Source organism: Nocardioidaceae bacterium SCSIO 66511 (assembly GCA_023100825.1).
Lineage (GTDB): Bacteria > Actinomycetota > Actinomycetes > Propionibacteriales > Nocardioidaceae > Solicola.
This window is the reverse complement of sequence record CP095846.1, coordinates 134276-156742: the sequence shown is the minus strand read 5'-3', so window position 1 is coordinate 156742 and position 22467 is coordinate 134276. Positions and strand designations below refer to the sequence as shown.

Here is a 22467-nt window from a genome sequence, read left to right as displayed (position 1 = left end):
CCTTTCTCTATCACCAGTCGAGCAGATCAGGTCCGATGTGTTCGACGCTGTTGACCCCGCAGAGCGCCATCGCCATTGCGAGTTCGCGTCGCACCAGCTCTAGCACTGCCGCCACGCCTTCGGCGCCGCCGACCGTCAAGCCCCAAAGTACGGGACGGCCGACCAGCACCGCGTCCGCACCGAGCGCTACCGCCTTCAACACGTCCGTGCCGCGGCGTACGCCTCCGTCGAGCAACACCGGCACCTGACCCTGAACGGCATCGGCCACCTCGGGCAATGCGCGCATCGTAGAACGCCCCGAGTCGAGGTTTCGCCCGCCGTGGTTGGAGATGATGACCCCGGCCGCGCCGGCGCCGATTGCCACCTTGGCATCGTCGCCTCGCAGCACGCCCTTGACGACGACGGGAAGCCTCGATCGCCGAACGAGCCACTCCAGCGACGACGCATCGAAAGCGGCATCGAGCCCACTACGGTAGATGCCGCCTCCGGACTCGGTTTCGAGGTGGAGGCCGTCCAACATCGGGAAGCCGAGACCATCGGGCAGCGTGATCCCGTCCCACAGTTGCGACTCCCGCGTACCCACGACGGGAGTGTCGACGGTGACGACGAGCGCCTCGGCATACTCGGCGACCCGATCGACCAGGTTCTCGAGGTACGACCGCGACGGCGGCGGGTTGACCTGCATCCAGAGCCCGCTGCGCGTTCGGGCGGCGACGTGCTCGATGCCCGTGTTCGAGTACGCGCTGAGAACCATGCCCGACGCCGCCATATCGGCTCCGGCGGCAGTTGCCAGCTCGGCTTCGGGATGGAACAGCCCGTGAGACCCGGTCGGCGCAACAAACACCGGACTTTCGTACGCCCGGCCGAAGAGTTGGGTCGTCGTCGTCACACCGGTGACGTCGCGTAGGACGTGCGGCGCCAGCCGGATCCGACCGAAGTCCCCTTCGTTCGCCGACAGTGTCACCTGATCTGCGGCACCGCTCTCGAGATAGCCGACCGTGAGCGGGTCGAGCAGCTCATGCGCCTGCGTACGAAGGGCCCCGAGCGTCAGCGGATCCGGCCGGACGTAGTCACGTGGCTCCGGGCGAGCGGGTACTCGCAGCACGGCGTCACCCGGGTACTGCGCCAAGGCTGTGCCTCAGCTCGGCGCAGAGGTCACGGATGTTCATCTCATGACCGCGTTCCTGGTAGACGCGGTACGCCTCGTGCTTGGCCCAGTCACGAACTCCGATCGGCAGGTCGAGCAGCAGTGCGCGGACTTCGGCCTGCACGTCCTCCGGCCAGCGTGCCTCGAGCTCGGCGCGGCCGTTACCGAACGCGATGCCATTGCCCGCTACGCGAAGCCGAGCGCGGGTGGAGGCGGTCTGCTGCTCGTCCACCTGCCCGTCAGTGATGACGACGCCGTAGGCATCGGCGACGTACTCCGCGGTGAGCAAGCCCCGCTCGACGTCCTCGAGAACCTCGGAGGCCGGACGATCGACCGGGTCACCGTAGCCGGCTCCGGCCGCAGAAACGATGCTCACCGTGTCGCCACGGGCCATTCGAAGCAGGTCGAACTTGCCGATCGCGGTGACCTCGTCTCCGCGAGTGACCGTGCAATGGCCGGTGGTTCCGGCGTCGCCGCCGTCGACTCCCCACGGGGCCAGGTCGAACCGTTCGAGTCCGCGGGCAGTGACCTCGGTGTCGATGTGCGTCGCCTGAAAGTCGAGCCGCATGGCAAGCCCGCCACGGTAGCGGCCGGCGCCACCGGTGTCCGGCACCAGCCCGTACCTGCGCACGACGATCGGTAGTGCCGCCTCGCACGACTCAACGGGGGTGTTCCGCATGAACCCGCCGTACGCGCTCTCGGCAGCGTCCAAGCCGTCGGCGTCCGGCCGGCCGCCGCCACCCCCGAGGATCGGTTGCACCACCTCGACGAGGCGCTCACCCGTCTCCGGTCGGCCCACCGCGGCGACCACAGGCGAGATCGATCCGGATGAACACGCGGGGATCCTGCCGGGCAAGGCTTGCGCGAGTGCGCCGTAGACCGCATCTCCGACCCGGATCGCCGTGGCGTACCGCACTCCGATCGCGGCCGGATGCTTCGCGGCGACGAGCGTACCCGGCGGTGTCTTCAACGTGACCGGTCGCAGAATGCTGCTGGATTTGGGCAGATCGTCGTCTCGGCTGGTCAGGTAGCCGACGAGGGCCAGGCAGAGCAGCGAGTTCGTGCCCGCGACACCTGCCATGTTGAGCGCCGAGCTCACCTGCGGATCGGTGCCGTCGAAATCGACGACGACCTCCGAGCCGGACACCTGCAGATCGACCTCGATCCGCACCGGCACCTCGGAGTACAGGTCGTCCTCCAGGTAGTCGACGAAGTGGTACGAGCCGTCCGGAATCTCCTCGAAGAGTCGGCGAGCACGTGCCTCGCCGTAGTCGAGAACCCGATCGATACCGCTGGCCACCTGGTCCTTCCCGAACCGCTCGACGGCCTCGAGCACCTGCCGCTCACAAACCTCCAGGCCGGCGCACATCGCCTCCAGGTCACCCTTGTTGGTCTCCGGGATGCGGGTGTTGTCGAGAATCAGGTTGAGCACCTCGGTGTTGACTTCGCCGACCCGGTACAGCTTGGTCGGCCGCAGTCGTACGCCCTCCTGATAGATCTCCCGGGCGGTCGGCCAGACACTCGCCGGCACGGCGCCACCGAAGTCGGAGGCGTGGATGAAGGCGTACGCCCAGGCGAGCAACTCCCCGTCGACGAAGATCGGGCGCACCACATGCACATCGGGAAGGTGCGTACACGGTTGCCCGATGAGGTACGGATCGTTGCAGATGATCACATCGCCCGGCTCGTACTCGGGGAAGTAGTCGAGCAGTGCCTTCATGTTGGTGCCGAGGTACCCCGGAGCGCCGAGGTTCCACGGGTACGCGACGTACTCCCCCGTCGTAGCGACCACGCCGCAGGAGAAGTCGGCGGTCTCCTTGATGAAGGTGGCGTAGGCAGTTCGCTCGATGACATGGGACATGTTCTCGACGATTGCCTGGAACCGGTTGTACAAGACCTCGAGCGGAACCTCAGTCGACATTGTTCGCCTCCGCAATCACGTTTCCGTACTCGTCCATCGCCGCGGTGTATCCCGGTACAACGACGATTGTGCTGTCGGGCAGGCTGATGATCGCCGGCCCTTCCACGGGTTGACCGGTCGCCATCCGCTCCGGCGGCACGACCCGTGCCTCGATCGGCGCCTCGCCGTGCATGATCGTCCGAGAGCCGAGGTCCGCAACCTCCGTACCGGCCGCGGCAGCGATATGGCCGCCGGCACGACCCGGCAACTCGACGATCGCGAAGAGCCGCAATGACACCAGTTCGATGCCCTGCTCCGGGCTCGTGATGCCGTACCGCTCGGCGTACGTCTTCTCGAACGCCTCGCGCAACGCGATGCTCGGCGCACTGCCGAGCTCGGCCGGCAGCGCAACCTCGATCTCGTACGACTGCCGTGCGTAGCGCATGTCGCCGGTGATCTGCAAGGAGACCGACGGGCCGGCGTCGCTGAAGCCATTGCGCTCCAGCCAGACGGCGGCCTGACTCCTCAACTCCGCCTCGGCCGCCGTGTACGTGGCCAGGTCGAGGCCGTCGACATCGGCGTTGAGCGTACGAATGAAGTCGGCGCGCGGGCGGGCCATGATCGCGCCCGTTGCACACAGCGTGCCGGGAGAGGCCGGCACGATGACTCGCGGCATTCGTAGCTCCTGAGCCAGCGAACAGGCCTGCACCGGGCCGGCGCCGCCGAACGCAATGAGGGCGGTCTGCTTCGGCTCGACGCCGGTCCGGGCGAGCACCGAGCTGGAACCGCGGTACAGGTTGGAGGTGGCGACCTCGACGACCTGCTTCGCAATGGTCTCGATGTCAGTACCCAACGTCTCGGCGAGTGGTCGCAACGCATCGCGTGCTGCGGACTCGTCGAGTTGCATGGTTCCGGCGGCGATGCCGACGGCGCCCATGAAGCCGCAAACCAGGAACGCGTCTGTGAGCGTCGGCAGGGTGCCACCCTTGCCGTAGCACGCCGGACCAGGCTCGGCACCGGCGCTCTGCGGACCTACCTTGAGCACACCGGTGTCGTCGACTCTGGCGATCGAGCCACCGCCCGCGCCGATCGAGAAGATCTCGATCGCCGGTAGTACGACCGGGAAGTCACCGACCTCGCCGTCACGAGACATCACCGGCTCGCCGTTACGGATCACTGCGATATCGGTGCTCGTACCGCCCATGTCGAGCGTCAGCCCAGTTTCGAGACCGAGCTCGGTCATCACGTCACGTACGGCCGAGATCCCTGATGCCGGCCCCGAGAGCATGGTCTGGATCGCGTTGTTGGACGCGTCGTCGATGCCGGTGACACCGCCGTTCGACTTGGTGATCAGGCAGTGGGCCGTCATACCCATCGCCTCCATCCGACCCTTCAGGTCGGAGAGGTACGCCTCGACTGCGGGCGCCACGTAGGCGTTGATGACCGCCGCGATCGTGCGCTCGTACTCGCGGATCTCGGGCCATACCTCGTGCGAGCACGAGACCTGCAGATCGGGCCAGCGTTCGAGTAGAGCGGCCTTGGCGGCGCGTTCGTGCTCGGGGTAGAGGTGAGCGTGCAGGAACGCGATGACGAAGTTGTTCAGACCGTGGTCCGCTCGAAGTGTGGCGACCTGCGCGATCAGCTCATCGACATCGAGCGGCGTGTCTTCGCGACCGTCGACCAGCATCCGCTCAGGCACCTCGACGACACACGAGCGGGGGATCAGCGGTGTGGGACGTACGGCGAACAGATCCACCGGCTTGCCGAGGTGGAGCCGCCGCAGCTCGAGTACGTCGCGGAAACCGTGTGTGACGACGAGGCCGAGTTCCTCACCGCGCCGCTGTAGGACGGTGTTGAGCGCGATCGTCTGCCCATGCACGAACCGATCGACGTCGCTCGGCCGATAGCCGAGCTCGGCGACGATCTCAGCGAGACCGTCGACGACTGCGTCCGCGGGACGACCTTGCGTGGTCGGGCGTTTCGCGTGGTGCCGTTTCCCCGTATCGGTGTCCACGATGGTGAAGTCCGTGAAGGTTCCACCGATGTCCACCCCGAGCTGTAGTGAGGCCACGAGACTAACTCCCTGCTGTCGTTGCGGATGGTGATCCCGATGCGGCAGAGTCGGCGCCGGCCGACGGCCACTCGGGGGAATCGTCGCCGAGACTCCGGCGATATGTCTCGGGTAGCAGCACGGCAACGGGAATCGCGAGGACCGCGAGAGCACCGACGTAGAAGCCCGGCGCCAGCAGGGTTCCCGTCTGGTCGACGAGCAGCTGTGCGACGAATGGCGCTGTCCCGCCGAAGACGGCGTACGCGATGTTGTAGCCGATCGATGCACCCGAGTAGCGCACGGCGGTCGGGAAGAGCTCGCACATGACGGTCGAGAGGATCGCGGCGACGCATCCGAACGGAAGCACATACAAGATCTGTCCGTACAACGCGGCGCCCGGAGCACCCGACGACATCAGTACGAAGGAGGGCACTGCAACAACTGCGACGCCGACCGCGCCGGTCAGCAGAATCTTCTTGCGTCCGATGGAGTCGCTCAGCCGCCCATAGAACGGGATGAGCACACACACCAGCACGACAACTGCGGCATTCGTCGCCGATGCCGTACTGGCGCTCGTCCCGACGTTCTCCTTGAGATACGTCGGCATGTAGCTGGTCAGCGTGTACATCGCGACCGAGTTCAAGCCGGCGATCGCCATCACGAGGAGCACCGCACGTCGATGCTCGGCGAAGACCGTACCCAGCGGGGCCGACTCCTTCTTCCCACTCTCCTCCAGATTCTGGAACTGCGGAGTCTCGGCCACCTTCAGCCGGAGGTAGAGGCCGACCAGTGCAAGCGGCCCGGCGATCAGGAACGGGATCCGCCAGCCGATCGCGTCGTATGTCGAATCAGGCATCGTTGTGAAGGCGAGGACGATGAAGCCGGCGAAGGCGAACGGTACGGTCCCTGTCGCGACCGAGATGCCCGCCCACATGCCGCGGCGATCGGCCGGGGCATGCTCCACGAGGAAGGTGGACGCGCCGGTGTACTCGCCGCCGGAGAAGAAGCCCTGTCCGAGTCGGGTGATGACGAGCAGCGCAGGCGCCAGCAGTCCGATCGCCGCGTACGTCGGGATGAGACCCATCAGAACGGTGCAGACTCCCATGCCGAGCACGGAGATCGACAAGACGTTCTTGCGGCCGTACTTGTCGCCGTAGCGGCCGAGGACCAGACCGCCGAGCGGACGCAGCAGGAAGCTCACGCCGAACACGGCAAGGGTGCTCAGCAGTGCGACGGTCTTGTTGTCGTCGGGGAAGAACGCGTGCGAGATCGCACTGGCGGAGTACGCATAGAGCGCGAAGTCGTACCACTCGACGAGGTTCCCGATCGACGCGGTCGCGACGACGCGGGCCCGTGAAGGCGCTGCGGAGGAATCGGTAGATGACATGTCTCACCTCAGTCTTGCGGAGGCTGTGGAACCAGCCCAAGGGACGAAGTCAGGGAGCGGAGCAGGGTCATCGCACTCGGGTCGTCCTCGACCGCGAGGCGGGGCAGTCGCGGGTAGCCGGCCGGCTTACCCTGCAGCCGCATGATGGCTTGTAGTTGAGCCTGCGCGCCGCCGGCAACTCCGTTGCCGTCACTGGCGTTGAGCGCACTTCGCACCCGATCGAACTCGTCGGCGATCGTGAGCGCCTCTTCGACCTCACCTGCCCAAAGAAGTTCGAAGGCTTGGGCCGTCCGCGGTCCGAGCAGCATTCCTGCACCGAAGTGGCCGTCTCCGCCGTAACCGCTGGCCATCAGTCCCAGGCCGGCCGGGGTGAGCGCATTGCCGAAAACCCGCAAACGGTCCCCGACAGCGCCGATCGCGCGGTGGAACTGAAGGTCGTCGGGCGTGCTCTCCTTGTACGCAACCAGGCTGTCGATCGCTGCGAGCTCGTTCGCCGTTTCGGGCATGATGTTCGTGACCACGTCCGAAGGAATGTTGTACGCCATGATCGGACCGGAGATCTGCGACGCGGTTCGTTCGTAGAAGGCGACGACCTCACGCTGGGTGAGCCGACCGGCAGGCGGAGGCGAATACACCACACCGTCGGCACCTGACTCGATTGCATGCTGGGCGAGCTCAACGGTCTCGGCTTCATTGATGCTCGAGACGCCGATGAGAACGGGGATTCGCCCCTGCAGCTCCTTGATCGCGACCTCGGCTACTCGATGGCGCTCTGCCTTCGTCTGACTCGGCCACTCACCCGTACTCCCGTTGGCGAGAACCCCATGCGCACCGTCGTCGGCGAGATCGCGTAGCACCGCGGCGAGGGTCGTCTCGTCGAGTTCGCCTTCGCGGGTGAAGGGCGTCGGCGAAGCGGCGAAGTAGCCGCGCCAAGCGACGTCATTGCGGTCCATTTCGGTGGTTCTCCTGACTCATGAGGGCCGACGGGCACGACGCACGCGTTCCGTGATGTTCGGAATTACCGAACGCTATTCGGCTATGCGCTATGGCGTACGATCCTGACCCCAGCCGATCATGAAGTCAAGGGTTGGTTCGGAATCACTGATATCTTTTCGGCATGACCGAACCAAAGTCGCGCGTCCAAAGTGTCGATCGGGCAGCGCTCGCCCTCGAGTTCCTCGGCGCCGGCGATGCCGCCGGAGCCAGCCTCAGCGCTATCGCCGCCGAACTCGGCGTCGCACGTAGTACCGCTCACGCGCTGTTACGCACCCTCGAGGCACACGGCCTCGTCGCCGAAGTGCCCGGCCCACGGTTCGTACTCGGCACCGGTCTCATCAAGCTCGGCGACATCGCCTCAAAACAGGTCCCGATCGCCGAGGTGGCTCGGCCGGTACTCTCGACCCTCGCCCGCGAGTCGGGCCTGACGACCCGACTCGCCATCGCAGAGCACGGTTACCCGGTCTTCGTTGCCCGCGTCGACGGACCCGGAATCGTCCGCTTCGACACGCCACTCGGCGGCAGAGAGGCGCCGCACTCCAGCGCCGCAGGCAAGGTCATCCTCGCTGACCTCCCCGAGGACCAGGTCCGAAGCATCGTGGAGGTCGAAGGTCTACCGAGGCGAACCGCGCATACGATCACCGAGCTCGACACGTTGCTCTCCGAGCTCGAGAAGGTACGCGCCAACGGCTATGCGGTTGACGACGAAGAGGACCTCGCCGGGATCTTCTGCGTCGCTGCCGGTGTGAGAAGCGGAGACGGTCGGATCATCGGCGCGATCTCAACGACCGGAATCGCCACCGACCCCCGCTCGCATCCCGTCGCCGAGCTCGGCGAGACGATCCGCAAGTACGCCGCCGACCTGGAGTCGCGGGTCGGACGGTGAGCTCGACCCGCGACCCTGACTCATAGGCGCTTCAAGACGCGGATGACTCTCGGCGGTGGGTCGGCTCGAACATGCGGATTTCGGTCTCGAGTACGACCACGCTCGGACCGGCTGCGGAAAGGGCGGCTGCGAGGTCGGCCTCGAGCGTCGAAGGGCTGCTCGCGACGGCGGGAATGCCGAACGACTGGGCGAGTTGCACGAAGTCCGGTCGGGTCAACTCGGTTGCGTACGCTTCGCCGAACGCGTCGACCATGTACTCGCGCAGGATGCCGTAACCGCCGTCGTCGACGATCAGCCAGGTGACATCGAGTTCGTGCTGGCGAGCGGTTGCCAGCTCCGCGAGCCCGTACGCTGCGCCACCGTCACCGGATACCGCCAGAACCGGCCCGTCTCCGCCCGCGGCGGCACCGACCGCTGCGGGGTACGCGTACCCGAGCCCTCCGCTACCTTGTGCGGATTGCATGGCTCCCGAGCGCTTACCGTCCCAGGAAGACCAAGCCCAGTACGCAAGCATGGTCATGTCCCAGTAGCTCGGGATGTCGGCGAGCTGCACGGAGTCGATCGCATTGCGAACGGCCGTCAGAAGCCCCTCTTCATGCTCGAGATGTTGGTCGTGCAAACGAGCGCGGATGCGGGTGAGGAGGTCCGCGACTCGGCGTTCGGCCACGCCATCGGGCTGCCTTCGCTGCACGTTGGCGGCGAGGTCGACAAGTGCTGCCTCGGCGTCCGCGTGAATGCTCAACGACGGATGGTTCGCCCCGAGCTTGTCCTGGCTCGCATCGATGTGAATGATCGCGCCTCGCGGACGAAGTGTGTGGTAGTTGGACGTCAGCTCCCCGAGCCCGCTGCCGACGACGACAAGGACGTCGGCTTCCTCCAGGAACTCGGTCGTGTACTGGTCTTCGAGCCATGACTGCATGGCAAGGGGATGGTTGCGCGGGAAGGCGGCGTTCGCTCCGAACGTCGTCACGGTCGGAGCTCGTACACGCTCGGCCAGTTCGAGGAGCGCAGCCTCTGCGCCGGCACGGACGACGCCTCCGCCCGCGATGATGGCCGGCTGTCGCGCCTCGTTCAGGCGCCGCGCAGCTTGACCGATGAGCTCTGATCGGGCAGATCTGTCACCTGGTTCGAAGTTCAGGGCCTCGACGGGCGGTAGGTCCGTGGGCTGCAACAGGATGTCCTGCGGAATCTCCAGCCAGACCGGACCATGCGGAGGCGTCAACGCTTCCTCCCACGCCTGGACGACGGCGCCGGCGATGCTCCCGTGGTTTCGGACCAACTGTGCGTCCTTGACGATGCCGCGAGCTGCGGCGCGCTGGTCGCTGAGTTCGTGGAGGTATCCCTGGTGCTTGCCCAGGCCGGCCTGCGGGATCTGGCTCGCGATCACCACGACAGGGACCGAGGCGGCCGCCGACTCCTGCAGCGCCGGCAGGGTACCGAGCGCACCGGGGCCGGTCGATACGAGCACGACGCCCGGGAAACCGGATCGCCTCGCATACCCGTCAGCGGCGTACGCCGCGCAGAGCTCCGTACGGTTGCCGACATATCGCAGGCCCGATCGGCGAAGCGCGTCGAACGTACCCAATGCATGTTGCCCGGGTACGCCGAACGCGACACCAGTGCCTACGGCAGCCAGCGACTCCACCAGGAGGTCGCCGCCAATGCGACTCTGCCCGTACGTCATCAGGTCGCCTTCTCGGCCTTCGCGGAATCCCCACCCGCCATGCTCATCAGGGAGATCAGATCGTAGGTCACATGGGATGCAGCGACCGCAGTCACGTCTGCGTGGTCGTACGCGGGCGAGACCTCGACGACATCGCTCGACACGACCTTCAGACCGGCAAGTCCGCGCAAGATGCACAGCAGCTCTCGACTGGTGAGGCCGCCGGCCTCGGGCGTGCCCGTACCGGGCGCATGCGACGGGTCGAGCACGTCGATGTCGACCGAGATGTAGAGCGGGCGATCACCGATCCGGGATCTGAGCTGCTCGATCACCGAGTCGACACCACGCCTCATCACGTCGTTCGAGGTGACGATCCCGAATCCCATCCGTGCGTCATCGTCCAAGTCGCTGCGCGCGTAGAGGGGCCCGCGGGTGCCGACGTGGCACAGTGCCGTCGGATCCAATAGACCCTCCTCGGAGGCGCGACGGAAGGGCGTCCCATGCGTGTACGGCGCACCGAAGTACGTGTCCCAGGTGTCAAGGTGTGCGTCGAAGTGGAGCAGGGCGACCGGTCCGTGCCGCCGCGCCATGCAGCGAAGCATCGGCAGTGCGATCGTGTGGTCTCCACCGATGACCGCCAAGCGCGCACCCGCATCGAGTAGCCGATCGGCGCCCGCCTCCACCGATGCGACCGCCTCGCTGATGTCGAACGGATTGCACGCGATGTCTCCCGCGTCGGCGACCTGCGCGTTCGCAAACGGCTCGGTGTCGAGGTCGGGGTGGTACGGACGAAGCAGTCGACTCGCTTCGCGGACGGCAGCCGACCCGAACCGCGCACCGGGACGGTACGAAACGCCCGAGTCGAACGGCGCGCCGACGACGGCGATGTCACACGCTTGCACCTCTTCGATCCGGGGCAACCGGGCGAACGTCGCGATGCCGGCGAATCGCGGCACGACGGACGCGTCGACAGGTCCGACAGTCGCGGCGGCCGGGTGGTCGATATTGCTCGTCATGTGTTCTCCATCAATGCAGCGGCAAAGTTCACTCGGACACGGGGAGGGCAGGCGAGAACACCCACAGCACCCGTGCGCCGGTGTCGGCATTCGGGTTTCGGAAGGTGTGCTTGGTCTCCGCCGAGAACGTCATCGCATCGCCCTTGGCAAGGGAAACGGTGTCGGCTCCGAGCTCCACCTCGAGCTCGCCGTCCAAGACCAGTACGAACTCCACGTCTGCCGGCAGTTCGTACTGCTCCGGCCCGCTTCCGCCCCCAGGCCGGATCTCGCTGAGGATCGCCTGCAGTCGGTGCTCACTTTGCGGCGTGAGCAGGTACTCGGTCATCTCGCTGCCGCCGAAGTTGATCGGCGGATAGGCGTCATGGCGTACGACCTGACCCGGCGGCGCCTCGAACAGCTCGCCCGGCTGGAGGTCGAGCGCGTCGCAGATCCGGATCAGGGACGCGACCGAGACGTTGGCCTGGTTGCGCTCCAGCTTCGAGATGAACCCTTTGGTCAGGCCGCTGGCGTCGGCGAGGTCCGCGAGCGTGAGGCGATGAGCGAGCCGGGCTTGCCGGATTCGACCACCGATCTCAGTTCCGGGATCACCGGACTGACCCTCTTGCGGTGGCGTTTCCATCCCTCTCCCTCGCTGTCGGATGCCGTCTCGGACCGTCGCTATGAAACACCAAGTTCATTTAGGAAACAAGTGTTGACAAGAGTTCGGTACGTGGGCTTTGCTCGTGGGCACATCAAGTTCGGAAGACACCACCAAAGCACGAGAGGCAGCTCGATGGCCGAGAAACTCTGGGGAGGGCGATTTCGTTCGCCGGCGGATCCTGCACTCCTTCGACTGTCGCGATCGCCCGAGGACTATTTCTCGTTGGCCCCCTACGACCTCGCCGGCTCACGCTCACACGCACGTGAGCTTCATCGGTTCGGAGTCCTCGACGCCGACGACCTGGACCGGCTCCTGTCGGGCCTCGACGAGCTGGAACGCGATGTGGCCTCCGGTGCAGCGACCCCGGAGACGAGCGACGAGGATGTGCACACGTTTCTCGAACGCGCACTCGTCGAGCGTCTCGGCGAGCTCGGTGGCAAGCTGCGCGCAGGACGGTCGCGCAATGACCAGACCACGAACGACCTGCGCCTCCAGCTCCGAGACAGTTGTCGATCGATCGTCGCCAATCTGATCGAGCTGCAGAAGGCACTTCTCGATCAGGCCCGGCAGCACGTACGTACGCCCGCACCAGGCTTCACCCACCTGCAGCCCGCGCAGCCGGTCGTCTTTGCACACCAACTGCTCGCCCATGCCCAGGCCTTTGCGCGTGACATCGAGCGACTGCAGGATTGGGACCGCAGAACGGCAAGGTCACCGCTCGGTGCTGCCGCTCTCGCCGGCTCGGCGGTTGCGGTGAACCCGGAGCTGACTGCAGCGGAGCTGGGCTACGACGGGCCGTGCGAGAACTCCATCGACGCCGTTGCGAGTCGTGATCATGTCGCCGAGTTCTTGTTCGCGGCGTCGATGATCGGCGTCAACCTCTCGCGGCTATCCGAAGAGGTCTGTCTCTGGACCTCACGGCAGTTCGGCTGGGTGACCCTGCACGACTCGTTCGCAACCGGCAGCTCGATCATGCCGCAGAAGAAGAACGCCGACATCGCCGAGTTGACGCGCGGTAAGGCCGGACGCCTGATCGGCAACGTGAGTGGACTGCTCGCGACCTTGAAGTCGCTGCCGCTCGCGTACAACCGAGACCTCGCCGAGGACAAGGCCGCGGTTCTCGACACGATCCACGCTCTCGCGCTGACCATTCCCGCGATGACCGGTATGACCCGAACGCTCGTCGTCGACGTCGAGCAGCTCGCACGTCAGGCAACCCAGGGATTCACCCTCGCAACCGAGGTGGCCGACTGGCTGTCGGTCCGTGGGGTTCCGTTCAGCGAAGCACACGAGATCACCGGCCGCCTCGTGCAGGTGTGCGAGGACCAGGGAGTCGAGCTCCACGAGGTCTCCGACGACGATCTCGCGAAGGTCGATCCCCGACTCACCGGCCAGGTACGCGCACACCTGACCGTCGAGGCAGCACTAGCAGCGCGAACCGGATACGGCGCCACCGCACCGGATCGCGTGCAGGAGCAACTGGACCGCCTTGCCGAACGCACCTCTGAGCAACAGGCATGGATACAGGAGTACGGAGGGCCGCGATGCCCGTGAGCACGACGGACTCCGCAAGCATGACGCCAGAAGAGCTGGCGAAACTCACCCGAGTGCCCCGCCGCCACACCGGACGATGGATCGCTGCGGCCATTCTGGTCCTGCTCGTCGGGTTCATCGTGAGCGCCTTCGCTCGCGGCGAGATCAACTGGTCGACGGTCGGTAGCTACCTCACCGACCGCACCATCCTGGACGGCCTCATCAACACCGTCGCGATGACCTTCCTCGCGATGTTCGTCGGAATCACCATCGGCGCGATCTCGGCCATCATGCGGCTCTCGCCCAATCCGGTCCTCCGCACGGTGAGCCTCGCGTACGTATGGCTCTTCCGCGGTATTCCGCAGCTGCTCCAGCTCTACATCTGGTACAACCTTGCGCTGGTGTTCCCGACACTCGGCATACCCGGCATCGCCGAGACACAGACCGTCGACGTGATGAGCCCGCTGGTCGCGACCGTACTCGGCCTCGGCCTATGCCAAGGGGCGTACACCTCTGAGGTCATCCGCGCGGGGATCCTGTCGGTCGACCAGGGTCAGATCGAAGCTGCCCAGGGCATCGGGATGACTCGTCTGCTGATCATGCGCCGGATCACCATGCCGCAAGCGATGCGGGTCATCATCCCGCCGGTCGGCAACGAGTTCATCAGCATGGTCAAGCTGACCTCGCTGGCGAGCGCGATCCAGTACACCGAGATGCTGCACAGCGCGCAGAACATCTACTTCGTGAGCGGTGAGGTCATGGAGCTGCTCTTCGTGGCGACGTTCTGGTACGTCGTCGTCGTCTCACTCCTCAGCATCGCCCAGCACTTCATCGAGAAGCGCTTCTCCCGCGGGTATGGACCCACGCGTTCGAGCCGGAGACGACCATCCATCCAGTCCGGGGAGGCGACGGCATGAGCACTCTGGTGAAGGCCGTTCAGGTCGAGAAGCACTTCGGTGAGGTGGCAGCACTCGGCGGCGTTGACCTCGAGGTCAACGAGGGCGAGGTCGTATGCATCCTTGGTCCCTCGGGATCCGGCAAGAGCACGATGCTGCGGTGCGTCAACCAGCTCGAGAAGATCGACGGCGGTGCGCTGTGGGTGTCCGGCGAACTCGTCGGCTACCGCAGGGTCGGCGATACGCTTCGCGAACTGAGTGACAGAGAGATCGCACACCAGCGACGCGAAATCGGGATCGTGTTCCAGCGGTTCAACCTCTTTGCTCATATGAGCGTTCTGGACAACATCGTCGAAGGCCCCGTCCAAGTGCTCGGCCAGTCGCGACACGAGGCCGAGACGACTGCTCAGGACCTACTCGTACGCGTCGGCCTTGCCGACAAGTCAGGTTCGTACCCGAACGAACTCTCGGGCGGGCAACAGCAGCGTGTTGCGATCGCGAGAGCCCTTGCCATGCAGCCGAAACTGATGCTCTTCGACGAGCCGACATCGGCCCTCGACCCCGAGCTCGTCGGCGACGTCCTGGCAGTGATGCGAGATCTCGCCGAATCCGGCATGACCATGATCGTCGTGACGCATGAGCTCGGCTTCGCCCGCGAAGTCTGCGACCGAGTCGTGTTCATGGACGGCGGCAAGGTGGTCGAGACGGGGTCCGCCGACCAGGTACTGACGAGTCCGACCAACGAGCGAACGAAGGCGTTCCTCTCCGCCGTCCTCTGACCCAATCCAGTTTGACCGAAGGGCATAAGACCATGCATCGATCTTTCGTGCGCACCCTGGCCGTGACAGCCGCCGCACTCTGTCCGGCAGCACTCCTCGCGGCATGCGCGGGCGAGGAGTCCGGCGGTGCTTCTTCCGGCGGCGACGACCTCGTCGTGGCGACCGGCAGCCAGTTCCCGCCAATGGAGTACATCGACACCGATTCGAACAAGCTGACCGGTTTCGACATCGAGCTCGGTGAGGCGATCGCCGACGAGATGGGCGTGTCGTTGAGCTGGGAGCAGATGGACTACAACCAGTTCCTGACCTCGCTGAAGAGCTCACGAGTGAACATGGTGATGGGCGGTATGGGCGACACCGCCGAACGCCAGAGCGAGGCGACGTTCGTCGATTACCTGGAGACGGGCACGCAGCTCTACACGTCGCTCACGGCGCAGAAGGAACACGGCATCAAGGAGCTGACGGACCTGTGCGGACAGACCGTTGCCGCGAGCGCGAACTCCAACTACTCGACCTACATCGACAAGTGGAGCAAGGAGAACTGCACGGGCAAGAACGAGCCCGCCATCAAGGTGCTCGACACCGACGGCTCGCCGGCAGCACGACTTCAGCTGGAGCAGGGCCGCGCGGTCGCCGTTGCGCAGACCACCGAGACCGTGCACTACCAGATGGAGGTCGAGCCCGATACGTACGCGCTGCTCGGCGAACCGATCAACAGCGAGTACTACGGCATCGGCTTCGCACCTGATGACGAGTCCCGGCAGACCGATGTACGCGAAGCACTCGAGACCTTGATCGAGGACGGCACGTACGGCGAGATCACCGAGAAGTGGGGGCTTGACGGTCAGGCCATCGAGACGCCGACCGTGAACCTGAAGCCCGTAGAGGAGTAGCGCGTGCTCGAGCACATCACCGAGGGCGCACTCGTCGACCTCGGAAGCGAGGTATTGCAGATACCGAGCTTCAAGGGAGATGAGACAAAGCTCGCCGGCTGGCTTGCCGACTACTTCGAGCGTCGCAACTATGACGTCGACCTGCAGGAGGTCGCCGAGGGTCGGCGACAGGTGATCGCACGGCTTCCCGGTCGTGGGTCGGGACCCCGGTTGATGTTCAACGGCCACCTCGACATCGATCCGCTTCGCTCCGGTTGGCGCCGAGATCCGTTCCAGCCGGTTGCCGAAGACGGCCTGCTCTACGGTGCGGGCGCGCGAAACATGAAGGCCGGGCTGACCTCGATGATCATCGCGGCCGAGGCGATCAGAAAGACACACGGCGCTCTCGAGGGAGATCTCGTCCTCGCCTGCGTCGCGGGCGAACTACAGGGTGGCGTCGGTACGACCTACGCCCTCCGCAACGGTCTGCACGCCGACGCCGCTATCGTTCCGGAGCCGTTCGGCGCCCACAATCTGGTGACGACGACCTGCGGAGTGCTCGAGTTCGCGGTCTCGACCTTCGGCTTCTCAGAGCACATCAGCCGCAAGGAGAACGCGGTCGACGCCTTGTCGGCAATGATCCCGATCATCAACGCGCTCAACGACATCGAGTTCAACTACGCGCCACATCCGGACCTGCCGGACCTACCGCGTCTTGTCGTCGGCGGCATCGTCGCCGGTCGCGGACCCGCGTACGACCTGAGCGGGCCGAACTACACGCCGGACACGTGCACGATCACCGTCGATGTGCGATACGTGCCGGGTCAAACCAGCGATTCGGTCATCGCCGATGTGCGCGCCGCGATCGAAGACGTACGACGCGAGCGGCCTGAGCTCGAGTACGAGATCTCCTTCGAGTCGCGACCGCCGTACGTGCTCAACGAAGTGGTGTTCGAACCCAGCGAACTCCCCGAGCGGGCACAGATCGTCGATCTCCTGGAGCACAGCCATCGAGAGCTCGCCGGCAGCCCGGTGGACGGAATCGGCGCAGTACTACCGCACTCGTACTGCGGCGCCGACTCCGCGCACCTACAGAACGCCGGCATACCGAGCGTCCTGTACGGCCCGACCGGCCCGGCGAGGACCGCAGACGATGCCGACGACTGCGCGTACCTCTCCGAGATGGAACTCGTCGCACGTGTGCTCGCAGACACGGCCGTCAGGTTCTGCGGCGCACGCTGAACCGTAGCCATCGGACGGCCGAGTGGTCGACCGACACACGACTGGCCATAGGGTGGCGGCACCAGCCACTGTGTAGGAGATTTGCATGCCGGAGAACAACCCCCGCCCCGGTCCCGAGAACGAGCTCGACCCGGGCGCAAGCACGCAGATGTTCCAGGCGTTCGTCGAGCGCCACGAGAGCGAGGAGCCCGCCACTCCGCGTACGCGTACAGCTCTCGTCGTCGGTGCTGTGCTGGCCTTGATCATCGTGCTGGTACTCGTCTGGCTCGTCGTGGGCAACTGAGCCTCCGCGCAACGCACTGCGCGTAGTGGTACGTCGATCTAAAAGTTACGGCGGCGCATTGTCTCGCTGAGGTACTGTTTCGGTTGCCGGCTCGGGCGGCTTCAGCACGTAACGAGCCTGAGGGGGATCCGAGAATGACCAGCAATGCCGTACCGACCAAACATGCCCTGGAAACCGCCGTACGCGGTGCAGTCCATGTGCCCGGCGATCCGACCTGGGACGACGCCCGCAAGGCGTGGAACCTCACCGTCGACCAGCACCCGGCGGCGGTCGTCGAAGTAGCGGACACCGACGACGTACTCGCTGCCGTACGCGCCGCCCGCAGCCTCGGGATGCCTGTCGTTGCCCAATCGACAGGTCACGCGGCAACGGAGAACGGCGTCACCGGTGCGATCCTGCTCCGGATGCACGCCCTCGACTCCGTCGAGATCGATGCCGACCGCTCGGTAGCGCGCGTCGGCGGGGGCACCATGTGGAAGGCGGTGCTCGAACGTCTCGACGGCACCGGACTACTCGGTCTCGGCGGCTCGGCTCCGCACATTTCCGTTGTCGGCTACACGCTCGGCGGCGGGTTGTCGTGGTTCGGCCGCAAGTACGGCCTCGCATCCAGCGGTGTTCGCTCCGTCGAGCTGGTGACCGCGACCGGTGACCTCACCACGGTCACCGCGAAGAGCGACCCCGACCTGTTCTGGGCACTTCGCGGCTATGGCGGCGAGTTTGGGATCGTCACGTCGATGGAGTTCGACCTCTATCCGTCGCCGGGCGTCGTCGGCGTACGCCTGCTGTTTCCGTCCGCCGACTCACGACCCGTGCTCGAAGCATTCGCCACGCTGACGGCTTCTGCACCACCCGAGCTATCGGCCTCGGTCACGCTCCTCCACCTGCCTGACCTTCCGTTCATCCCGGAGGCCCGCCGCGGTCAGTCGTTCGTCGCGGTGAACGCCGCCTACCTCGGCACGCTCGACGAATGCAATGCGCTGCTGGCGGGTGTCGTCGCGGCCGGGAGTCCGCTCGAGAACGTGATCGAGCCCGTAGCGATGGCAGACCTAGGGGTAATCGCAGACGACCCGGTCGATCCGGCACCGTCCTTCGACCTCGGTACCCTCCTTCGCAGGTTCGACTCGTCAACGATCGACGACCTGCTCGAGGTTGCCGGCCCGGACAGCGGTACGCCCCTCCTCGGCATCAACATCCGTCACCTCGGCGGGGCCATCTCCGAGGCTCCGGCCGACCCCGCAGTGGCCGGACCCGTCGCCGAGCCGTACCAGCTGTTCACCATCGGCGGCCCCGGGCCGAACGCCACGCCTGCCGACATGGATGCCGTGCACCGTGGGGTCCCGCAGGCGCTCGGCGAAGCGGCCACGGACCGCACGCTCTACAACTTCCTCGGCCGCAGCGAGCCCGAGCGCGCGTACGACGCCGCGACGCTGGATCGCCTTCGAACGTTGAAGAAGGAGCGCGACCCCGAAGGAGCCTTCCGGATGACCCGGCCGCTGCCGCGCTGAGGATCACACCGACGCGCCGCCGTCGATGACGAGGTCGGCACCGACAACGTAAGCGGATTCGGCGGACGTCAGGTAGCGAACGGCGGCGACGATCTCGTCGAGACGCGCCACCCGCCCCGACGGGTTGGCGTCTTTCATCCGCGCATCTCGATCCGATGCGCCCTCCCCGGGCCGGTACGACATCTGCGTGTCCGACGGTCCGGGGCTGATCGCGTTGATCCGGATGCCCTCCGCGGCGTGGTCGAGCGCCGCCGTCTTGGTGAGAGCGCTGAGCGCCGCCTTGCTCGCACCGTACGCGCCGAACCCGGCCAGGGTCGCGTGCGGACCGAGGTTGGATGACACATTGACGATCGCACCCCCGGCTGATCGCATCAGCGCGATCTCGTGGCGCATGGCGGCGTGTACGCCGACGACGTTCGTCAGCATCGCCCGCTCGAGGTCGACGCGCTCGATGTCCGCGGCCGGTGCCAATGGTGGAAGGATCCCCGCAGTGTTGACTGCGACGTCGAGGCTCCCGTACGCCTCGGACACCTGCTTGAACATCCCATCGACGGCGGCTTGATCGAGTAGGTCACCGACGAGCACGAAATGGCGCGGGTCGCCGCCTGCCACTTCTCGCAAAGCGTCCCCGTTGCGACCGACCAGGGCGACCGATGCCCCGGAGGCGATGAGATCGGCTGCGATTGCGCGCCCCATCCCGCTGCTTGCGCCGACCACGATGGCGCGTCGTTCACTCTCCGACATGTTGATCCTCTCTTTGTACGAAGGCTGGAGTAGTCGGCCGCGCGCGTTCGATCCGCCACGAGCCCGCGGCGAAACAGAGCGCGACGACGCCCAAGAGCGCACCCATCCAGACGGGTGCACGAAGCCCGAGACCGGCTCCGATGACGACGCCGCCGAGCCAAGGTCCCAGCGCGTTGCCCACGTTGAAGGCAGACACGTTGACGGACGCCGCGAGCGTCGGCGCGTCGCCGGCGAAGGCGAACACCCGGCCGTTCAGCGCCGCGGCGATCGAGAACGACGCTGCACCGAGTACGAACACCGCGGCCACGACTCCGATGCGTGATCCGGCGACTGCAGCCAACAACAGCAGCGCCAGAACCATCGCAGCCAGGCTGAGCACCACATTGGCGAGCATGTCTCGGTCGGCGTAGCGCCCGCCGATGGTGACGCCCACGAAGGTGCCGATGCCGAACAACAGCAGGACGAGCGGAACGTACTTCTCCGGCAGCCCGGCGACGTCGGTCAACAGCGGTGCCAGGTAGGAGAACGTGCAGAACACCGCAGCCTGGAAGGTCGCAGTCGTCGCAAGTGCCAGCCAGAGCCGTCGGTCGCGGAACGCACGCGTCTCCGAGCGCACTAGGTCACGCATCGGCAGCCCCGTACGCGCATCGGGCAGTACGGGCACCAGTGCTCGGAGCAGCACCACCACGGCCACCGACGCGACCGCGACCGCCACGAATGCCGCTTCCCAGCCGAGCGTCCCTCCGATCCATGTACCTGCGGGCACACCGACGACGTTCGCAAGCGTGAGCCCGCCGACGAGCACGGCCAACGCTCGCGCCGTACGCTCCGGCCCCGCCAGCTTGGTCGTGATGACGGCGGCGACGGCCCAGTACGTCGCACAGGCGACGGCCGCCACCACTCGCCCGACCAGCTGCGAGGCGTACCCGTCGACCGCGAACGGCGCTACGTGCGCGAGACCGAACACGGCCGCCGCTCCGAGCAAGGTGGCGCGCTGCGGCAACCGCAACGTCGCGAGAGTCATCAGCGGTGCACCGAACAGCATTCCGATCGCGAACGCGCTGATCAGCATTCCCGCATCCGGGATACTCACGTCGAGGCCGCTCGCCACCTGCGGTAACAGTCCCGCAAGCATGAACTCCGACGTACCGAGGCAGAAGATTCCGAGCGCGAGCGCGTGGACGGCAATCGGCAATCGTTGGGTTCGCGTTCCCATCAGGCTCCTTTTTGGACTGCTGTGTACAAAATGTGGGCAGGGCAGAGTCCACCTCGGATCGAGGCAGACTCAGAGCATCGACATCAGTGTTCGTACGGTCGCGCGGCCGTCGGCGTCGTCGACCGCCACCCGATCGGCGACCTGCACGCCGTTCAGCGCAGCATGCACGACGGCGGCGAGTTCACGCGCCGGCGCAGTTGCAGTGATCGAGCCGTCACGCTGACCCTCGCCGATGAGCTGTGCGAGCAGGTCACGGAACGCCTCGAGATTGTGCCGCGCCAGCGCGGCCACCGCCTCTTCGGAGTTGCCGACCTCGACGGCGGCGTTCACCACCAGGCAGATTCGCCGCTCATCGCTCGACCACTGCTCGCGCAGCACAGCCTCGAGCAGACTCTCCAGCCGCTCCCGCCCGGTGCCCTCACCATCGAGGTACGCGCCGCGCTGGGCGCTCTTCACCTCGTCGTAACGACGCAACGCGCTCTGGTAGAGCTCCGACTTGCCGGTGAAGGTGTTGTAGAGACTGCTACGCGAAAGCCCGGTCGCCTCGCACAGCACCGCCGTGGACGTCCCGGCGTACGAATGAGTCCAGAACGACTCGACAGCGGAGTCGATCGCCGCCTGCTCGTCGAACTCGCGTGGGCGTGGCATGCGGACCATCCTGACACGTTCTGTACCGCTGTGTCCAGAACTGTCTGCATTCGGCTCCTCCGAGCCCATGCTGAATTGTTAGCGGGCGCCAAACGGCACCTGAACGCTTACCCTCGACACGTGGACATCGAGTCCAGGCATCTTCGACTGGTGAAGTCGATCGCCGACGCAGGGAGCATCACGTCCGCGGCAACGGCCCTCGGCTCAACGCAGCCTGCCCTGACGCGGCAGCTGCGGCGCATCGAGGAGAGCCTCGGCGGCGACCTCTTCGTACGCTCCCGCGACGGCGTCGAACCCACAACGCTCGGCCGGCTCGTCGTCGGACGAGCCAACGCGGTCCTCTCCGTCCTCGACTCACTGCAGACCGAGGTCGCCGCGGCGACCTCGACCGCGCCCGCGCAGGTCCGGATCGGAGTGCGGTACGGCCAGGCGATGCTCGGCCTGATGAACGGCTTGCGGGCGACGGTCCCCAATGCCGAGATCGTCACCAATAGCGAGTTCCGCATCGGTGGCCTGATCGATCTGGTTGCCGCCAAGCGGCTCGACCTGGCCGTCGTGCACGAGTTCAAGGGGTACGAGATACCGCTCGACTCGCGCATCACCTCCGCCGAGATCTGTTGCACGCCGGCGTTCGTGATGCTGCCCGAAACCCATCGCCTGGCCCGCGAGACCGAGGTCGAGCTCGCCGAGCTGGCCGACGATCAGTGGCTGCTGTCGCCGCTCGACGTCGACCGCGAAACCGACTGTATGACTGAGGTCTGCGCCGACGCGGGCTTCACACCGAAGATCGTGCACTACTTGAACGACGGGCTCGGCATCGAACTCATCCGGGCAGGAGAGGCGATCGCGCCGAGCGTACCGACCAACCGGTGCTCCGGAGCCATTCTCAAGCCGCTCGTCGGCTGCCCGATCCAGGTACGTCAGCTACTGATCGTCGAGCGCCACAACCCATTGGCGACCAGCCTCACCAAGTTGGCCCGCTTCGTTGCCGACGCACTGTCCGACGCCCTTGCCAACCAACCCGTCTACACGGCCTGGCAACAGCGCCACGGTATCGACTGACG

20 protein-coding genes are annotated in these 22467 nt (G+C 66.0%); 9 read left to right on the top strand and 11 right to left on the bottom strand.

Going from position 1 to position 22467, the window contains the following annotated elements; all coding sequences use genetic code 11:
* Positions 1 to 10: 10 nt before the first annotated feature.
* The 5 genes from MU582_00685 to MU582_00665 are packed head-to-tail and all read right to left on the bottom strand — an operon-like array spanning position 11 to position 7437.
* Complete coding sequence (locus MU582_00685) at positions 11 to 1129, bottom strand: alpha-hydroxy-acid oxidizing protein (protein UPK75185.1); 1119 nt, start codon at positions 1127 to 1129, stop codon at positions 11 to 13.
* Positions 1110 to 3068 carry a hydantoinase B/oxoprolinase family protein gene (locus tag MU582_00680; protein ID UPK75184.1) on the bottom strand — a complete coding sequence of 653 codons (1959 nt, stop codon included), beginning with the start codon at positions 3066 to 3068 and terminating at the stop codon, positions 1110 to 1112. Before MU582_00680 ends, MU582_00685 begins: the two co-directional genes overlap by 20 nt.
* Positions 3058 to 5118, bottom strand: coding sequence for a hydantoinase/oxoprolinase family protein (locus tag MU582_00675; GenBank protein UPK75183.1), 2061 nt, complete (start codon positions 5116 to 5118; stop codon positions 3058 to 3060). Before MU582_00675 ends, MU582_00680 begins: the two co-directional genes overlap by 11 nt.
* 4 nt (positions 5119 to 5122) lie before the next feature.
* Positions 5123 to 6484 carry an MFS transporter gene (locus tag MU582_00670; protein UPK75182.1) on the bottom strand — a complete coding sequence of 454 codons (1362 nt, stop codon included), beginning with the start codon at positions 6482 to 6484 and terminating at the stop codon, positions 5123 to 5125.
* Between the two features lie 8 nt (positions 6485 to 6492).
* A complete protein-coding gene (locus MU582_00665; protein ID UPK75181.1) occupies positions 6493 to 7437 on the bottom strand; it encodes a dihydrodipicolinate synthase family protein in 945 nt (314 codons plus the stop codon).
* 164 nt (positions 7438 to 7601) lie between these two features.
* Here MU582_00665 and MU582_00660 point away from each other — a divergent pair, with 164 nt between their 5' ends.
* Positions 7602 to 8366 carry an IclR family transcriptional regulator gene (locus MU582_00660; protein ID UPK75180.1) on the top strand — a complete coding sequence of 255 codons (765 nt, stop codon included), beginning with the start codon at positions 7602 to 7604 and terminating at the stop codon, positions 8364 to 8366.
* Between the two features lie 31 nt (positions 8367 to 8397).
* On the opposite strand, the gene MU582_00655 is transcribed toward MU582_00660, so the two are convergent.
* The 3 genes from MU582_00655 to MU582_00645 are packed head-to-tail and all read right to left on the bottom strand — an operon-like array spanning position 8398 to position 11664.
* Positions 8398 to 10050, bottom strand: coding sequence for a thiamine pyrophosphate-binding protein (locus tag MU582_00655; protein UPK75179.1), 1653 nt, complete (start codon positions 10048 to 10050; stop codon positions 8398 to 8400).
* On the bottom strand, positions 10050 to 11045 hold the full coding sequence (speB, locus tag MU582_00650) for an agmatinase (protein UPK75178.1): 996 nt from the start codon (positions 11043 to 11045) through the stop codon (positions 10050 to 10052). Before speB ends, MU582_00655 begins: the two co-directional genes overlap by 1 nt.
* A 28-nt stretch (positions 11046 to 11073) precedes the next feature.
* Complete coding sequence (locus MU582_00645; protein ID UPK75177.1) at positions 11074 to 11664, bottom strand: XRE family transcriptional regulator; 591 nt, start codon at positions 11662 to 11664, stop codon at positions 11074 to 11076.
* A gap of 153 nt (positions 11665 to 11817) precedes the next feature.
* Here MU582_00645 and argH point away from each other — a divergent pair, with 153 nt between their 5' ends.
* The 7 genes from argH to MU582_00610 all read left to right on the top strand — a co-directional run bounded on the left by argH (position 11818) and on the right by MU582_00610 (position 18795).
* Complete coding sequence (gene argH / locus MU582_00640; protein ID UPK75176.1) at positions 11818 to 13239, top strand: argininosuccinate lyase; 1422 nt, start codon at positions 11818 to 11820, stop codon at positions 13237 to 13239.
* Positions 13236 to 14135, top strand: coding sequence for an amino acid ABC transporter permease (locus MU582_00635; protein ID UPK75175.1), 900 nt, complete (start codon positions 13236 to 13238; stop codon positions 14133 to 14135). Before argH ends, MU582_00635 begins: the two co-directional genes overlap by 4 nt.
* A complete protein-coding gene (locus tag MU582_00630; GenBank protein UPK75174.1) occupies positions 14132 to 14893 on the top strand; it encodes an amino acid ABC transporter ATP-binding protein in 762 nt (253 codons plus the stop codon). Before MU582_00635 ends, MU582_00630 begins: the two co-directional genes overlap by 4 nt.
* Positions 14894 to 14925: 32 nt before the next feature.
* On the top strand, positions 14926 to 15786 hold the full coding sequence (locus MU582_00625) for an ABC transporter substrate-binding protein (protein UPK75173.1): 861 nt from the start codon (positions 14926 to 14928) through the stop codon (positions 15784 to 15786).
* 3 nt (positions 15787 to 15789) lie between these two features.
* On the top strand, positions 15790 to 17007 hold the full coding sequence (locus tag MU582_00620; GenBank protein ID UPK75172.1) for a M20/M25/M40 family metallo-hydrolase: 1218 nt from the start codon (positions 15790 to 15792) through the stop codon (positions 17005 to 17007).
* A gap of 85 nt (positions 17008 to 17092) precedes the next feature.
* The gene (locus tag MU582_00615) at positions 17093 to 17290 is read left to right on the top strand and encodes a hypothetical protein (GenBank protein UPK75171.1); all 198 of its coding nucleotides are present in this window, start codon (positions 17093 to 17095) and stop codon (positions 17288 to 17290) included.
* 134 nt (positions 17291 to 17424) lie between these two features.
* Complete coding sequence (locus tag MU582_00610; GenBank protein UPK75170.1) at positions 17425 to 18795, top strand: FAD-binding oxidoreductase; 1371 nt, start codon at positions 17425 to 17427, stop codon at positions 18793 to 18795.
* Positions 18796 to 18798: 3 nt separating this feature from the next.
* On the opposite strand, the gene MU582_00605 is transcribed toward MU582_00610, so the two are convergent.
* The 3 genes from MU582_00605 to MU582_00595 all read right to left on the bottom strand — a co-directional run bounded on the left by MU582_00605 (position 18799) and on the right by MU582_00595 (position 21403).
* Positions 18799 to 19539, bottom strand: a complete 741-nt coding sequence (locus MU582_00605; GenBank protein UPK75169.1) for an SDR family oxidoreductase — start codon at positions 19537 to 19539, stop codon at positions 18799 to 18801.
* Positions 19526 to 20755 (bottom strand): MFS transporter, encoded by a 1230-nt coding sequence (locus MU582_00600; protein UPK75168.1) that lies wholly within the window; start codon positions 20753 to 20755, stop codon positions 19526 to 19528. The genes MU582_00605 and MU582_00600 overlap by 14 nt, the downstream gene beginning before the upstream one ends.
* Positions 20756 to 20824: 69 nt before the next feature.
* Positions 20825 to 21403 carry a TetR family transcriptional regulator gene (locus MU582_00595; GenBank protein UPK75167.1) on the bottom strand — a complete coding sequence of 193 codons (579 nt, stop codon included), beginning with the start codon at positions 21401 to 21403 and terminating at the stop codon, positions 20825 to 20827.
* A gap of 120 nt (positions 21404 to 21523) precedes the next feature.
* On the opposite strand from MU582_00595, the gene MU582_00590 reads away from it, so the two are divergent.
* The gene (locus MU582_00590) at positions 21524 to 22465 is read left to right on the top strand and encodes a LysR family transcriptional regulator (GenBank protein ID UPK75166.1); all 942 of its coding nucleotides are present in this window, start codon (positions 21524 to 21526) and stop codon (positions 22463 to 22465) included.
* The last annotated feature ends 2 nt before the right edge of the window (positions 22466 to 22467 follow it).